13 protein-coding genes are annotated in these 16,209 nt (G+C 46.4%); 8 read left to right on the plus strand and 5 right to left on the minus strand.

All coding sequences use genetic code 11. The annotated features are described in order from the left end of the window. Positions 1–186: 186 nt before the first annotated feature. Positions 187–411, minus strand: coding sequence for a hypothetical protein (locus ELS82_RS21555; RefSeq protein ID WP_134837282.1), 225 nt, complete (start codon positions 409–411; stop codon positions 187–189). A 157-nt stretch (positions 412–568) separates the two neighbouring features. Here ELS82_RS21555 and ELS82_RS21560 point away from each other — a divergent pair, with 157 nt between their 5' ends. Then, positions 569–1,369: an EAL domain-containing protein gene (locus ELS82_RS21560; RefSeq protein WP_134837283.1), complete on the plus strand. Its 801-nt coding sequence runs from the start codon at positions 569–571 to the stop codon at positions 1,367–1,369. An 11-nt stretch (positions 1,370–1,380) separates the two neighbouring features. On the opposite strand, the gene ELS82_RS21565 is transcribed toward ELS82_RS21560, so the two are convergent. Next, positions 1,381–2,004: a trimeric intracellular cation channel family protein gene (locus tag ELS82_RS21565; RefSeq protein ID WP_134837284.1), complete on the minus strand. Its 624-nt coding sequence runs from the start codon at positions 2,002–2,004 to the stop codon at positions 1,381–1,383. A 219-nt stretch (positions 2,005–2,223) separates the two neighbouring features. Here ELS82_RS21565 and ELS82_RS21570 point away from each other — a divergent pair, with 219 nt between their 5' ends. Beyond that, on the plus strand, positions 2,224–2,754 hold the full coding sequence (locus ELS82_RS21570; RefSeq protein WP_134837285.1) for an elongation factor P hydroxylase: 531 nt from the start codon (positions 2,224–2,226) through the stop codon (positions 2,752–2,754). 36 nt (positions 2,755–2,790) lie between these two features. Here the strand turns inward: ELS82_RS21570 and ELS82_RS21575 are convergent, their stop codons facing one another. Both ELS82_RS21575 and ELS82_RS21580 read right to left on the minus strand, forming a co-directional pair. After that, positions 2,791–3,288 carry a hypothetical protein gene (locus tag ELS82_RS21575; RefSeq protein ID WP_134837286.1) on the minus strand — a complete coding sequence of 166 codons (498 nt, stop codon included), beginning with the start codon at positions 3,286–3,288 and terminating at the stop codon, positions 2,791–2,793. Positions 3,289–3,299: 11 nt separating this feature from the next. Continuing rightward, entirely contained in the window at positions 3,300–5,438 is a 2,139-nt protein-coding gene (locus ELS82_RS21580) for an LruC domain-containing protein (RefSeq protein ID WP_134837287.1), read from the minus strand. Positions 5,439–5,597: 159 nt separating this feature from the next. Between ELS82_RS21580 and ELS82_RS21585 the strand changes: the two genes are divergently transcribed. Together ELS82_RS21585 and ELS82_RS21590 are read left to right on the plus strand one after the other, a co-directional pair. Next, on the plus strand, positions 5,598–5,861 hold the full coding sequence (locus ELS82_RS21585; RefSeq protein WP_134837288.1) for a YfcL family protein: 264 nt from the start codon (positions 5,598–5,600) through the stop codon (positions 5,859–5,861). Positions 5,862–6,016: 155 nt separating this feature from the next. Next, positions 6,017–6,559, plus strand: coding sequence for an NADPH-dependent FMN reductase (locus ELS82_RS21590; protein WP_134837289.1), 543 nt, complete (start codon positions 6,017–6,019; stop codon positions 6,557–6,559). 58 nt (positions 6,560–6,617) lie between these two features. Here ELS82_RS21590 and mnmC read toward each other — a convergent pair whose 3' ends face one another. After that, on the minus strand, positions 6,618–8,636 hold the full coding sequence (gene mnmC, locus ELS82_RS21595) for a bifunctional tRNA (5-methylaminomethyl-2-thiouridine)(34)-methyltransferase MnmC2/FAD-dependent 5-carboxymethylaminomethyl-2-thiouridine(34) oxidoreductase MnmC1 (RefSeq protein ID WP_134837290.1): 2,019 nt from the start codon (positions 8,634–8,636) through the stop codon (positions 6,618–6,620). 128 nt (positions 8,637–8,764) lie between these two features. On the opposite strand from mnmC, the gene fabB reads away from it, so the two are divergent. The 4 genes from fabB to ELS82_RS21615 all read left to right on the plus strand — a co-directional run. Then, positions 8,765–9,976: a beta-ketoacyl-ACP synthase I gene (gene fabB / locus ELS82_RS21600; RefSeq protein ID WP_134837291.1), complete on the plus strand. Its 1,212-nt coding sequence runs from the start codon at positions 8,765–8,767 to the stop codon at positions 9,974–9,976. Positions 9,977–10,233: 257 nt separating this feature from the next. After that, positions 10,234–11,367, plus strand: coding sequence for a 4-phosphoerythronate dehydrogenase (locus tag ELS82_RS21605; RefSeq protein ID WP_134837292.1), 1,134 nt, complete (start codon positions 10,234–10,236; stop codon positions 11,365–11,367). Then, positions 11,364–12,377 (plus strand): aspartate-semialdehyde dehydrogenase, encoded by a 1,014-nt coding sequence (locus ELS82_RS21610; protein ID WP_134837293.1) that lies wholly within the window; start codon positions 11,364–11,366, stop codon positions 12,375–12,377. The genes ELS82_RS21605 and ELS82_RS21610 overlap by 4 nt, the downstream gene beginning before the upstream one ends. Positions 12,378–12,577: 200 nt before the next feature. Continuing rightward, the coding region (locus ELS82_RS21615; RefSeq protein WP_134837294.1) for a FimV/HubP family polar landmark protein at positions 12,578–16,209 on the plus strand (3,632 nt) is incomplete at its 3' end.

Genomic DNA, 16,209 nt, shown 5'->3' on the forward strand with positions numbered 1-16,209 from the left:
GACAGACTCATAGTCTGTAGCATCTTCAATCGTTTCATGAGCCAGTACTAATTCTTGAGCCAACATAAAAAATCCCCACTAACTTTGTTAGTGGGGATTATCATACGTCCCGAAGATCATTCAAGTCTCTAAACCGATCGGCATTACCGACCATGTGTCGGGGCTTTTTTATGCTCTTAAGAAACTCTATACCATTAAGAAACTATAGAAATCTAACTGTTTGCTCTCTTTCCTATCGAGCAGGAAAACGCGAATATTTCGTTGCATTGCTGCGTCGATGGCGAGTGCAGCGAAGTCGGCAATCTTGTGTTGGCAGTCACTCTCAAGGCGAACTGATTGTCCTTGTTGTTCAATGGACAGTGTTTCTAATTCAGGGCATACGAAAGCATAGCGTGGTTGTGTTTGACTCATTGGTTTAGTTCTAATTAATTTTTTTATAAATTTGACCATGAATTGTGCGTGACCACAAAGCTTTGTAAGTAAGCATAGGTAATGGCTTTGCTTACATAGGCTTACGCTTGTTTGAAAATGAATCTGATACATTAAAAAAGCGTAAAGGAGGTGCACTGTGGAGCTAGCGTCAATCTATTCTGTTCAAATGGATTACATTCAAAGTCTTGTTCGGTATGAACGGGAAGGGTTTGTGTATGGTTTCTATCAGGGTAAAACCTTTCATAGTGTTTTTCAGCCGATAGTCGATAGGTTAGGACAGGTGTTAGCGTTTGAAGGTTTGGTCAGAATTTGGGATGAGCATGGCAAGAGCATCAATCCAGGCGACTATTTTTCCTCAATGACCCCAGGAGATGAAGCCAGCGTTATTGCAACATTATTATGTGGCAAACTCCATTCGATCAATCTTGCTCATACGGCATACCGCCACAGTAAACTGTTTATTAATGTCTCCCCCTCAGTGTTTACTTTGCTTGCTAACTATCGCCAATCGATTGAGCATCTGATATATCGACTGCGTTGCCTTCGTATGGTCAGTTCACAGATCATCTATGAAATTACCGAGTTCGAAGAGTCGGATTTGGCGGGCATTCTTCAGGGGAAAGCTTACCTAGAGCAGTATGGTATTAAGACCGCGCTAGATGATTATGGCGCTTGCTATGCGACTCGGGAGCGAGCTATGAAAATTCGTGCCCCTTACTTAAAAATCGATCGCAGCTACGTAGGTGATGCCAAGTTTGTTCAGCAAGCTGTCGCGCTAGCGCGTCGAATCGGCGCAAAGACCATCGCGGAAGGGATTGAAACTCGTGAGCAATTTGAGATGTGTCGAGAGAGTGGGGTGGATTACTTTCAGGGGTATTGGATTGCTAAGCCGATGTTGAGCCAAAGGTTGGATCAATACCAACCTTTGGTGCTATAGCTTTTTAGGGATTAGTGCAGAGAGCCTTCAGTCTCCAAGTGGAATGAAGGTAGACGCCACTTAAAGCGCACTGCAGCCATGCGGAGTAAGTAACCCACAATTAAAGTAGAAATCGTTGCGGTGACATCATTCACCCCCAGTTCTAAAAGCCCTAAGTAAAGGCCTGAGGCAATCAGTGCCACAGAAGCATAAAGCTCTTCGTGCAGAACTAGCGGCGTTTGACGACAGATGAGATCGCGTAGCAAACCACCAAATACGCCAGTGACTAAAGCCGATACCATACAAATCAGTGCATGGTGACCCATACCCATCGCGACCTTAGTACCGATGATACTAAACACGATCAGGCCCAGTGCATCAAGTCGAATAAATAGGCCTTTAAGCTTAATCACCCATTTTGCTAGGCCAGTGGTCAGGACACCAGCAATACAAGTAATCGCCAGAAACTCAGGGTTCTTCACCCAACCCAGTGGGTAGTGACCGAGTAAGATATCTCGAACAGTACCGCCACCAATGGCCGTTGCACTCGCCACTAGCATTACACCAAACCAATCCATTTTTCTTCGGCCAGCACTTAAGGCACCGGTCATTGCTTCCGCTGTAATACCAATAACATACAAAACACTTAGCAGCATAGTGAGTTCTCAAAAAGGGCCGTGAATCGGCGGATTGATGTTATAAATTTAAGGCGTGAGTGTAGTGGGAAATGTGATCTGTGACGAATGAGATTTTATGAAGACGAAAACGTTTTTCACATAACTTAATCTAATGTCACCATGCTTTGTATGGATTTGCATTTGTGTAGAAAAATGCGAGAATGCGGAGCGAAAAACTTAAACTAACGTAATTGAGCTATGAGCCACGAGTACCAAGACCTAATCACGATTTTTAATGCGACATTTTTTGAGCAGTACAACACTAAGTTGGAGCTGGGCGGTGATGAGCCAATTTACCTTCCCGCTGATGATGCTCGTCCCTACCATCGGATTATTTTTGCTCGTGGTTTTTACGCTTCTGGTATGCATGAAATCGCCCATTGGTGTGTGGCTGGGCCCGAGCGAAGATTGCTAGAAGACTTCGGCTATTGGTATGAACCCGATGGTCGCACAGAACAAGTCCAAGCTGAGTTTGAGAAAGTAGAGATTCGTCCGCAGGCCTATGAGTGGATTCTGGCCAAAAGTGCAGGTTTTCCATTTACGGTTAGTTGCGATAACCTCAATGGTGACTTCGAACCTGACAGGCTTCAGTTTATGGCTAAGGTTCATCAAGAAGTTGGTAAGATTTTTGAGCAAGGGATCCCTGAGAGAGTACGCATGTTATCGGATGCACTCAGAGCCTTCTATCAAGTCCCAGAGCTGGCGTTTGAACAGTTCGAAGTGAAGTAACAACAAGCTGCCAGTGGCAGCTTGTTTTGATTTGAACTATTGAATAAGCCAAGTCGTTTGGGCTTGGTTGTTATGATTTAGGGTATATACCAGTGGGTCGACATCAGGCTCCATAATGGAAACGACCGCGATCAGCGATTGGCAATGATTAGGAACCCTAAGCTGATATTCTCCCTGTCCATTTTGTAGCGCTGCTTTGACGAGGCATTTGGTGTAATCGACATTTTCCAGACTTCCGCCACTGTTATCGCATATGGAGATATAAACGTGTGATGCCGCTAAGTGGGGCAGGCTGACATCGATATCGACGTTATACACTGACGTTAAGCTATTACTATGTTCAATTTGTAAGTCGGTTAAACTCAATGCTTGCCCTGTTGCAGCAGCCCCTTCTGACTCCGAGCCACTTTCAGAACCTGTCGATGTCCCTGAAGGTGATGAACTTGCAGACTCACCACCGCCTCCACCTCCGCAAGCAACCAGTAGTGAGGCAAATAACACGCTGAGAGATATTTTCAATTTTGTATTACACATAGTCTTGCCTCCTAATCGACATAAATGATGGTGTTATTTGGCGACATGTACCAGTTGCTTTGGCTTTGGCCACTGGCGTCAAGGGCGAACTCTGCAAAGTCTGAGTAGGCTTCTAAGATGTTCTTACGCTCTTTCGGGTGCTTCCATGTAGTCGGGATCTCAATCCCCCATGGCAAGCCGTTAGCATTGTGGAAATGGGTATCACCTGATGAGGCATCGACCCCATTTGATTTATAGCGACTATCAAACTTGCTGGTGGGTGCTTGATTCTTGAGGTGGATCTCTAAGCTGCGACCAGGGTAACCACCGCTAAGCTCGTGGCCTATATCACCATAATAATGGCCCGGTGCTGCGAAGATAAAAGGGTCATACGGAAAATCTGGCATGGTTGAGGTGGCAACGGCATTTTCTAGTGAGAATGTAAGCGTCCACACTGGGCGATACGCAGTACCGCAGCTATCTTGGGTGCGGAACATAGTACAACCTTCAGCTTCACCCGCCTCAGTGATATCCCATAAGTCTTCATTGATAATGAACACTGCATCGGTAGTGTCAGTTTCAAGGATTGTGCCTGAGGCTGGCGAGCCATTAATGCTGAGAGTTACCGAGTCCGATTTAATATCTTCTTTGAGTACGCCAGGTAATCGAATCGCGAATCCAGAGCGGTTATCTCCACCAAGCGCTGCTATTTTGCCTTCCATCTTCATGCGAATCACTTGGTTATCAAGTTGATATTCGGTGTATTTAACGTTCATCAATACATCGTTCATATCGTAATCGCCCATTAGCGGATATTGATCTTCGTAAGCGAAGGTCGTGTAGCCGCCACCACTCGGATAAACTTCGGTGGTCACACCGCTTTCGGTAATCTCAACAGGGTAGTCTTCGACTTCACCTGCTGGCACACCGCCGCTTGGGCCAATACCTGAGGTGTTGGAAATACGAAAACGTGCCCAAGTATCACCTTCCACCGCCCACGTAGGTACGGTAAAGAATATGTCAGCGGTACTATCGGTCATCGCGCGATCACTAATGATGATTTCTGAAGCTTCAAATTCTCCGTCGCGGTCGAAATCAATCCATGCATTAAGCACTGAATCAGCGGATGTACCAGCAGCGGTAGCAATGACCTTGCTTGTTTGACCCACTTGGATAGGAACAGGGAACTGAATGCCGTCGTCATCGTCGATGCCGTCTGATACGTCGTCACTGTCAGGATAAACGCTACCATCGGTTTCACCATCGACGAGAGAACCTAACTTAAGATCAGAGAGTCCGTGACGGGCACCAGAAGAAGCAAATAGGGTTTGATAGCTATCAGGCGCATCACCAAATTCGGTGTATTCACTCGGCTCCACCGGTGCAAGTGCACAGCGAGCACCATCGTTCGAGTTACTTGAAGGACCGTAGGCAAAAAACTCCGCTGTCGACTGCTCACCGTTAATCGCAACCTTAAAGATGTAGCCGTTACTATTGTTACTGGCATAGAAGTTACCGTCGACATCAAAGTAGACGGCACCAAAGGTTAGACGATAGCCGAGAACGTTTTTATCAAGCAGTTGATTGAGTCGATTTGTGGTACCCGCAGCGACATCAATCTCCCATAGGTAACCGTTAGCATCGATAGAGTAGGCCAGACTGTTATCTGGGTGAAAGGCCAAGTCGTAAATTGAAGGGTTGCCAAATTGGCTAGGAGGTGAAGAGAGCTCCATGACAAATGTCGTTAAGTCAATACGATAGAGCCCATAGCTGGGTCTGTAGCCGTACCAAGCATTTTCATCTAACGCAACGTCACCGACGTAGATCGAGGTAGGCGCGCCCTCTGGTATGTCGACACTGAGCAGAGTTTTGGTAAAGGTTGAATCTATACGAGAGAGCGAAGCTTCACCGTAGTCCCAACCGTAAATAAAGTCATCATGTTTGCTGTAGCCGACACCATTGATCTTGGCTGTCCCCATATTCGAAGCCAGTGTGACATAGCTACCAACATCAATATTGACGCCAAATGATATCGGAGTGCCCGTTGGGTTCTGGATTAGAAAAGCTTGTGTGGGGCAGCTTGAAAATGGCGTTTCTGCTAAAGCGGGATTGGTACCACAAAGTAGCAGGGCCGTTAGTAAGGTGGGTTTCGCCATCTGGAATTTTTTCATTCTCTTTGTCCTCGCGCAACTCAGGTGAATATTTGAGAGATTGCACATGCCATGCCACGCTGTGAGCCCTTGCCACATATAGGGTTTGCGTTGCGATTATCAATATGAGAAGCTTGGCGCTCTTTTTGAGAATCAAACTGAACTAGGCGATAAAGCGAAATGATTATTGAATTTGAAGAACAGCTACTTGAGCTAATCGATGCAAGAATTTCTACAGCGTCGGACGATGAATTATTTGCTGGTGGCTATCTACGTGGTCATATTTCTTTATCGGCAGCGGCATGTGAAGAAGAAGGTATTGAGGACATTGAAGCGCTGAAAGAACGCATTCAAGCCAGTCTTGAAGCAGCACGCTCAGAGTTGACTCCCGCAGACCGCACCATAGTTCATGACTTATGGTTGGAACTGGTTAACGCAGCGTAAGCCAAGTTTGCCAACAAGCAGTTTGCTAACAAATATATCACTAAAGGGTTGTTCGAAATTTTCGAACAACCCTTTAAGTTTTTTATAGTTGTTGGTTTTTTAATCTAGCGATATTCTTCTTAGCACATACCGAGGAACAAGCTAGGAAGAAGAATATGAAAGTTATCGCGTTTGGAGCATCGAACAGCTCAACATCAATTAATAAGACATTGGCCTCTTATGCTGCGAGTCAAATTGACGGAGCGGAAGTTAAGGTGCTTGATTTGAATGAATACCAAGTGCCGATGTTTAGTGAAGATACTGAAAAGGAAATTGGTCAAGCGGAAGGCGCTAAGGCATTTTTAGCTGACTTAGAACAAGCTGATGCGATCATTGTGTCATTTGCTGAGCACAACGGCTCTTACACCGCAGCGTACAAAAACCTATTTGATTGGGCAACGCGTATTGAGCGTAATGTTTTCCAAGATAAGCCAGTGGTTTATCTAGCTACATCACCTGGTCCAGGTGGCGCACAAACGGTACTGTCTGCGGCAACAGGGTCAGCACCATACTTTGGTGCAAAAGTGAAAGCCTCTCTGTCCGTACCAAGCTTTTACGATAACTTTGATTTAGAAGCGGGTACTTTCCGTAATGCTGAAATTGCTCAACAAGTGAAACAGGCTGTAGGCGAGATAACCTCTACGGCTGCGATCGCTTAAGCAAGCCTAGATTAAAAAACGCCTTCATCATCGATGAAGGCGTTTTGCTTTTGGTGACTTAAAGCTCAGTGATGGCTTTACCCTTGCGCAGTTTTCTTACCCACATACGGCTTGGGTGAAGTTGCTCAAGTACGTCGATAGGTAATGGCAATGGGTCACCACAAATCTGCGAAGCGAGTACTTCTGCAAGCAGTGGCGCTGAACTTAATCCTCTCGAACCTAATCCAAGCATACAGAAGAGGTTAGGCTGCGTTGGTACTTTTGCCACTTCGCCTTTCTGCTTTTTGTGTAACTCAGCGTAGATCTGTTTGGTTTGTTCAAGTTCGCCAACATTACCAATAAATGGCAGGTGATCACGGCTTACGCAGCGAATCCCTTGGCGAGACAACTCACCAGATGTATCAACCTGCTCTGGCCAAGTCTGGTTTGGCACACATTTACGCAGCTTGTCGCCGTTCTCTTGTTGAGCAACTGGGTCAAAAACATTATCGAGATGAGAGCGGTCATAGCTTGCGCCAATACAGTGATGAGCATTGTTTGGATTTACTGGTGTCATATAGCCGTCGTAGCAGAGCACGCTCTTAAGCTTTTGCAGATCATCAGTGGTTGGAATGTGACTTACCTGACCTTTTACTTGTCCTAAGGGAATATCTGCTGTTTGTTCAAGCTCAGAGAACTGGTGGCCGTTCGCTACGATTACTGTGTCGTGGGTAAAATGTTGCTCGCCTGATGAGAGCGTCCATTGTTGCTTCTCTTCGCACCAAGCCATGCGTTCAATCTTAGTATTGAAGTGAGCCGTTAAGTTTGAGCTGTTTTGTAGCTCTTCAATTAAACCTTGAGTCAATTGCGCAGGACACAACCAACCGCCAAGAGGGTAATGCACGCTTGGCATATCAATCGGTAAGCCAATGTTCTCGCTGGTTTGGCTTGCATCAAGGCGATGAATCAGCTGTGAGTCAAAGTCACCGCTTAGCATTTTCTCTAGCTTAGTTTCAGCATCCTCATTCCACATTAGCAGCGTGACGCCGCACCAATCATGATCGAACTTAACCGTTTCGGCCGCTTGTTCAACAAATTGGCGCGCGAATAAGAAAGCGGGTGCAAAGACGCGTGACACGCCTTCATGAGTCCCGTTCAATAATGGGTAAACTGCCCCTTGTCGATTGCCAGAAGCGCCCTGAGCCGGTGCAGCATCTTGACAGTAAAGCGTCACTTGCTTGCCACGTCGAGTTAGAGTTTTAGCTAATGTGGCACTGGCAACGCCACCACCAATAATGGCAATAGACTCGCTTGAGCTGCTTGCGCTACGGTGGAACCAAGGCTTGAAGTTTGAGTGAGGTTTTTTCTCAGCTAAATGGCCAGCAATCATGTCTCGCTTAGTACCAAAACCTTTGACTTTCTTCATCTCAAAACCCGCTTCAATCAGGCCTCGACGAACAAACCCAGCGGCAGTAAACGTTGCGCAAGTACACTCTTGTTTAGCTAAGGTTGCCATGCCGTTGAATAGGTCTTGGTTCCACATTTCAGGATTTTTGCTTGGTGCAAACCCATCTAGAAACCAAGCATCAACTAAACTTTGTTCCGGGACCGGCACTTTTGGCATACAATCTTTAATATCACCAAACCACAGGTCGAGTGTAATCGCTCCATTTTCAAGTACGATACGGTGACATTCAGGTACCGCAATTGGGTAGTGGGCTTGTAGCTTTTTAGCGTATTCAGCCAGTTCAGGCCATGCATCATGCGCTTTAACTAAATCTTGTTGGCTTAACGGGTACTTCTCAAAGCTAACAAAATGCAGCTCTTGTAAAGCGGCATCCGGGTTTTGTTGTTTGAAACGATCGAACCACTGCCAGACTGCAAGAAAGTTGAGTCCGGTACCAAAGCCTGTTTCTGCGATAACAAAGCGTCTTTGGTCATACGTTTGCCATCTTTCAGGAAGATGATTCTGGTGAAGAAACACGTAGCGAGTCTCTTCAAGGCCGTTGACGTTTGAGAAGTAGACGTCGTCAAACTGGTCAGAAACTGGCGTGCCAGCGTCGTTCCAGCCTAGTTGAGCGTTGGTAATTGTGGTCATAGTGTCGGAAATATGTGAATAGAAACGATAATATTGTGGTAATTGTACGGTTTTAAGGGAAAGCTGACCACTTTTCCCCGCTATCTTAGTTATTATCTAGCGGATTTTTGAATTATAGGAATGTCATAATGAAACGAGTCGTAATCACCGGTATGGGTATTGTTTCAAGTATCGGTAACAACGTCGAAGAAGTTTTAGCGTCTCTAAAAGAAGGTAAATCTGGTATTACTGCATCTGAGCAGTTTAAAGAAAACGGTCTTCGTTCACAGGTATGGGGTGATCTTAAGATTAACCCAGCAGAGCACATTGACCGTAAACAGATGCGCTTTATGGGTGATGCGGCTGCGTATGCATACCTATCAATGCAGCAAGCAATTGAAGACGCTGGCCTAACTGACGAGCAAGTGTCTAACGACCGTACCGGTATCGTTGCAGGTTCTGGTGGTGCGTCTGCACTAAACCAAACTGTTGCGACTGATACCATGCGTGCGAAAGGCGTTAAACGTGTTGGTCCTTACATGGTTCCACGTACGATGTCTTCCACAGTATCTGCGTGTCTAGCTACACCATTTAAAATCCGCGGTGTGAACTACTCTATGAGTTCAGCTTGTGCAACCTCTGCACACTGTATCGGTCACGCAATGGAGCTTATCCAACTTGGTAAGCAAGACATCGTTTTCGCTGGTGGTGGTGAAGAGCTAGATTGGTCTCAAACTATGATGTTTGACGCAATGGGCGCACTTTCTACTAAGTACAACGAGACTCCAGAAAAAGCATCACGTACTTACGATGCAGACCGTGACGGTTTTGTCATCTCTGGTGGCGGCGGCATGCTAGTTATCGAAGAACTAGAGCACGCTTTAGCTCGTGGCGCAAAAATTTACGGTGAGATCGTAGGTTACGGCGCAACATCTGATGGCTACGACATGGTTGCTCCTTCTGGTGAAGGCGCGGTGCGTTGTATGAAGATGGCAATGCAAGACGTTGATAGCATCGACTACGTAAACACACACGGTACATCTACTCCTGTGGGTGACGTAAAAGAGCTTGGTGCTATCCAAGAACTATTCGGCGACAACAGCCCTGCAATCTCTGCAACTAAAGCGATGACTGGTCACGCTCTAGGTGCTGCAGGTGTTCACGAAGCAATTTACGCTACACTAATGCTAGATAACGGCTTTATTGCGCCAAGCATTAACGTAGCGAACCTTGACGAAGCGGCTGCAGGCCTAGACATCGTGACTGAAAAGCGTGATGCAGAGCTAACGACCGTAATGTCGAACAGTTTTGGTTTTGGTGGCACAAACGCTACGCTAGTTATCAAGAAGTACCAAGGCTAACTGAATTTGCAGTGCATGCCTTTGGCTCGCATTTGCAATCCAGTTTCCAGAGCTGATTAACCTTTAGCGATAAAGGTTAATCTGACAGACGCAGACTTTAACCCATGGAGAGCGGGTTAAGATCCTTTTGTTCTGGACTATTGCCCGGCTATTAAGCCGGGCATTTTTCTATCTGCTATTTGGCAAGCATTAATACCTCGACAGTGACGAGCCTTTTCTGCACAATCAACTCAATTGCAATTCAAATATACAAAGACATGAAAATCCTAATCGATGAAAACATGCCTTACGCTGAGCAGCTTTTTAGCCAGCTAGGTGAGGTGGTACTAAAATCCGGACGTACTCTGACAGCAGAAGATCTGGTTGACGTTGATGCGCTGATGATTCGTTCGGTGACGAAAGTGAATGCTCAGCTAATCGAAAAGGCCAACAAACTTAAGTTTGTCGGAACGGCTACAGCAGGAATGGATCATGTCGACCAAGCATTGTTGAAAGAAAAAGGCATCTTTTTCACTGCAGCGCCGGGCTGTAACAAAGTGGGTGTTGCCGAGTATGCGTTTAGCGTCATGATGGTTCTAGCGCAGCAACATGGTTTCTCTGTCTTTGATAAGACAGTAGGAATTATTGGTGCTGGCCAAGTGGGCAGCTACTTGCAGCAATGTCTAGCTGGTGTTGGTATCAAAGTGCTCATCAATGACCCTATTAAGCAACAGCAAGGGGATACTCGCACCTTCACTGAGCTTGAAACACTGCTTGAACAAGCTGACATCATTACTCTTCATACGCCAATTACCCGTGATGGGGATTACCCAACGCATCACCTAATCAATGAATCTGTACTGAATAATCTACGCAGTGATCAGATTCTAATTAATGCAGCACGTGGCCCAGTTGTCGACAATGATGCTCTTAAAGCGCGTTTACAGAAGAATGATGGCTTTATTGCTGCATTAGATGTATTTGAATTTGAGCCAGAGGTTGATATGGAGCTTCTGCCTCTGCTAGCATTCGCAACCCCTCATGTGGCTGGATACGGCTTAGAGGGCAAAGCTCGTGGCACAACAATGATTTTTAACAGCTACTGCGAGTTTTTAGATAACGAATTACGTGCGCACGCTAGTGACTTGCTGCCAACCGCGCCAGTGCCTCAATTAGTACTGGAACGCGAGTGGGATGAAGCAACGCTGCACAACATCACGCAGCTAGTCTATGATGTGCGTAAAGATGACGCCTTGTTCCGCCGTGAGATCAGTAAGCCGGGTTCTTTTGACCTGATGCGTAAAAATTACTGGGACCGCCGTGAGTACAGTGCTGTCACATTAGTCGGTGATGACACATGTCAGTTATCACCACTAGAAAAATTAGGTTTTCAGGTTGAGGTAAGTCAATGAGCCAACAATACAATGTTGCTGTTTTAGGTGCTACTGGTGCAGTAGGCGAAACAATTCTTGAAGTTCTACAAGAGCGCAAATTCCCAGTTGGAGAACTTTACCTACTTGCGAGCGAACGCAGTGAAGGTAAGACATACCGTTTTAATGGTAAAACGGTACGCGTGCAGAATGTTGAAGAGTTTGATTGGTCTCAAGTTCATATTGCTCTGTTTTCTGCTGGTGGCGAATTATCAGCGAAGTGGGCACCAATCGCAGCAGATGAAGGCGTTATCGTGATTGATAACACCTCACAGTTCCGTTACGAGTACGATATTCCTCTGGTTGTGCCTGAAGTTAACCCAGAAGCAATTGCTGAGTTCCGTAACCGCAACATCATTGCCAACCCTAACTGTTCAACTATTCAAATGTTGGTTGCACTGAAGCCGATTCATGATGCGGTAGGTATTGAGCGCATTAACGTTTCAACTTACCAATCAGTGTCGGGTGCAGGCAAAGCGGGTATTGGCGAGCTTGCTGGTCAAACGGCTAAGCTTCTTAACGGCATGCCAGCAGAAACAGAAGCGTTTTCACAGCAAATCGCATTTAACTGTATTCCGCAAATCGACCAATTCATGGAAAACGGCTACACCCGTGAAGAGATGAAAATGGTGTGGGAAACTCAGAAAATCTTCAACGATCCAGGCATCACGGTAAACCCTACCTGTGTACGTGTACCTGTCTTCTACGGTCACGCAGAAGCGGTTCACCTAGAAACATGTGCGCCAATCGATGCTCAAGAAGTGATTAACTTACTAGAGAGCACAGAAGGTGTTGAAGTATTCCACGGTGACGACTTCCCAACTCAAGTTCGTGATGCTGGTGGTAAAGATCACGTAATGGTCGGTCGTATCCGCAATGATATTAGTCATCACAGCGGTGTGAACCTATGGGTAGTTGCCGATAACGTACGTAAAGGTGCGGCTACCAATGCGGTACAAATCGCCGAAGTGCTGATTCGCGATTACTACTAACCTTCGCGTTATTTGACTCTTAAAGCCTCGCCATAGTGTGAGGCTTTTTTAATCGAAATGAGAAAATTAGTGTGAGATTACTGCGATTATGGCGCTAGACACACATTTTTTGCCTCTACACCTATAGTTTTAGTGGGTTTATCCGATATATTTAACAGATCATTGTCTTTAATTTAATTGAGCACATAGCTGAGCCTTATATGCGTCGACTTTTACAGCGTCTACTTCTGCCGTTAGCAGTGGTTGCCGTGACTCAAACTTCTATCGTTAATGCAGAGAGCATTCGTCTTAAAGGGCCGAATGGAGAGATTCAATCGTCTCCCCAGTTTTCAGAGCCACTCTCTCGTAATACGCGCGTGACAGATGAACCTTCGCGATTCTACGGTCCGACGACCAGTCAAGAAACACTTTGGGGCATTGCAACTCAGTTGCGACCTTCAAACAGTGTCACCGTTCAGCAAACGCTTTACGCCATTTTCCAACTCAACCCTCAAGCGTTTGAAAACCAGAATATCCACGAACTGATGCCACAAAGCACAATTCGTATCCCATCCTTAGAGCAAGTTAGAGCTGTTAGCACGCAAGAAGCTGTCCGTGTGATGGCTGCGCACCAAGCTCGTTTAGGCAAAGCGCCTGCAACATCAACTGCGCCAGTAGCCACTAAGCCAGCGGTTACTCCAGCTCAAACAACGACGACTACTCAGCCAGAGACGACTGACCCAAAAGTAGAAGAGTCACCAACGAGTGATCTGCAAGCAATCGCTAAAAACGAGAAGCAGCAACAGGTTAAAAGTTTAGAAAACCAGTTAGAAGTTTCTGAAACCGAATTGGTCGCGCTTGAAGAGAAAAACCACAAGTTGCGTTTAATGCTGGCGAATGTTCAGTCTGAAGTTGATGTGTTAAAAGATGAACTGAGCGACGAAAACCGCATCCGTGACGAAGTCGAAAAACTGCTTGAAGAAGAGCGTCGACGTTTAGCTGAAGAGCAAAAGTTAGCCCCATCTGCGTTAGAGCAGCTTTTCTCTAACACGTGGCTAGTTGCGGCTTTGGCTATCATTCCAGGACTATTGATTGGCCTTATCGTCATGATGCTGTTAGGTCGCCGCTCTAAAGAGGAAGAGCAACCAGCAGTCGCGCCAGTTGAACAGCAAACACCACTGCCAGTTGCACCAATTGCTCCAGATACACTCAATGAAGATATCGACGATGACTTGTTGCTCGATGATGACCTGTTTGGTGAGTCCGAAGACGATAGTGAAATGCTATTTGGTGACGACTCTGAGCTAACGGAAGAAGAATCAGATGATGTCTTTGCAGATCTTGATGATGGCGATCTGGATTTCAACCTTGAAGGCGAAGATGGTGATGACCCATTTGCTGGAATCGGCGATGACGGTGACCTTGATGAGTCACTCGCTGACGCCGACCTTGGCTCAAATGGCATTAGTGTCAATGGTGACGACAAAGCGCTTGGCCTAGAAGAGATGGAGCGAGCTCTGGATGAGGTCGTGATCGACACTGATGACGATGAAGAAGCATTCGACCTCTCCGATGAAGGTGAATTGTCACAAGACGATTTTGATTCGCTTCTCGCTAGCGACGAAACGACTGAAGAGTTAGGCACTGATGAGTTAGGTCAAGCGCTGCTCGACGATCTTTTCAACGACGCTCAAGATGACGAGTCTAGTGATGGTTTAGATATCGATAGCTTGTTAGACGAAGATGAAGATAGCTTCGATTTAAGTGATGAGTCTGACGACGCCACTTCGGGTCTGGGTATTGCGTCTGATAGTGAGATTGATGACATCTTCGCTCAAATGGATGCACAAGCAGACTTGGAGTCTTTAGAAGCTAATTCGATTGATGAAACTGCGCTACTTGATGAAATGCTTGAGGATGACGGTGTTGATATCGAGTCTGATAGTACCGACCTGCTTGATGAACTGATTACCGCGGATGAAGAGCTGGATCAAGAGAGTACTGATCTGCTTGATGAATTTGTCACAGACTCTGATGACAGTAGTGAGTTTGACCTAGAAGCAGAACTGGATGATCTGATTGGTGCAGAGCAACCGGAACCTATTGAATTAGACGATGATGCAGGTTTATTGGATGACGTTGTTGAGTCTCAGTTAGAAAACGCTGACACAGAAGAACTTGGTGACGACAGTACCGATCTGTTTGAAGAGCTGCTTGATATTGAGAAGCAGAGCGCGGAACAAGCTGAATTGGAAACGCCTCCAGCGGAGCCAGTCTCTGACGAAGCGTTAGACCTTACCGAGGGCGATAAAGACTTTTCGAGTGAAGACTTTATTGACGACATGCTAAATGCAGCGCCGGAAGCCGATCCTTTACTTGAAGAAATTAATCTAGATGAAGGTGACGATGTTGAGTTGGAGCAAGACGCTTCCCTTGACATGGGCAGTCTAGAAGAGAGCATTGCAGAGCCAGAGCCAGAGCCAGAGCCAGAGCCAGAGCCAGAGCCAGAGCCAGAGCCAGAGCCAGAGCCAGAGCCAGAGCCAGAGCCAGAGCCAGAGCCAGAAGAAGACGAAGATGATTGGTTAACGTCAGCGATTGAAGAAGTTGAAAATCCTAATCTTGAAGAGGATTTTGCAGCAGAAGCTGAGCAACCAAGTGTTGATGAACAGTTTGATGTTACTCAAGAGGCGACGCCTTCTGATGAAACACCCTCTGATGCTGCGGATGAAGTTCAAGATGAAGACGATTGGTTAGACTCCATTGTTGATGAGGTTGAAAATCAGGCTGATGAAGAATCATCGACATTGGTTGAAGAAAGACCTACAGCTGAGTTAGACGAAGCAATCTCTGAATCTGGTGCAGAACAAGCGGAAATTGTTGAAGAAGATGTGCTTGCACAGCAAGAGCATAGCCAAACACCATCTAATGAAGCTCCTGAAGCTCCTGAAGCTCCTGAAGCTCCTGAAGCTCCTGAAGCTCCTGAAGCTCCTGAAGCTCCTGAAGTGGCTGAGGAAGAACCTCAAGCGCCAATGCCTGAGGCTATTCCAAATGAATTTGGCACACCACAAGATGATGACTGGTTAATTGATGAGCCTGAAGCTGGAATAGCAGATGCTACCGCTGAACCAGAACTTGAGATGCCAGAGCCTCAAGCCGAGGAGCCATCGCTAGAAATCGATGACCTTGAATTGCCTGAGTACAGCGAAGAAGACGCATTAGCTGACGCGATTGCTGAACCAGAACTGGAGATGCCAGAGCCTCAAGCGGAAGAGCCATCACTAGAACTTGATGACCTTGAACTGCCTGAGTACAGCGAAGAAGACGCACTCGCAGATGCGATGACTGAACCAGAGCTGGAGATGCCAGAGCCTCAAGCGGAAGAGCCATCACTAGAAATCGATGATCTTGAACTGCCTGAGTACAGCGAAGAAGAGGCATTGGCAGACGCGATTGCTGAACCAGAGCTGGAGATGCCAGAGCCTGAGCTAGAAGAGTTATCGTTAGAACTTGATGATCTTGAACTGCCTGAGTACAACGAAGAAGACGCGCTAGCAGACGCGATTGCTGAACCACAGCTGGAGATGCCAGAGCCTCAAGCAGAAGAGCCATCACTAGAAATCGATGATCTTGAGCTACCTGAATACAGCGAAGAAGAGGCATTGGCAGACGCGATTGCCGCTCCTGAACTTGATATTCCAGAATCTGAGCTAGAAGAGCTATCGTTAGAACTTGATGACCTTGAACTGCCTGAGTACAGCGAAGAAGACGCACTCGCAGATGCGATGACTGAACCAGAGCTGGAGATGCCAGAGCCTCAAGCGGAAGAGCCATCACTAGAAATCGATGATCTTGA

The sequence above is a fragment of the Vibrio ouci genome (assembly GCF_004551525.1).
Classification (GTDB): domain Bacteria; phylum Pseudomonadota; class Gammaproteobacteria; order Enterobacterales; family Vibrionaceae; genus Vibrio; species Vibrio ouci.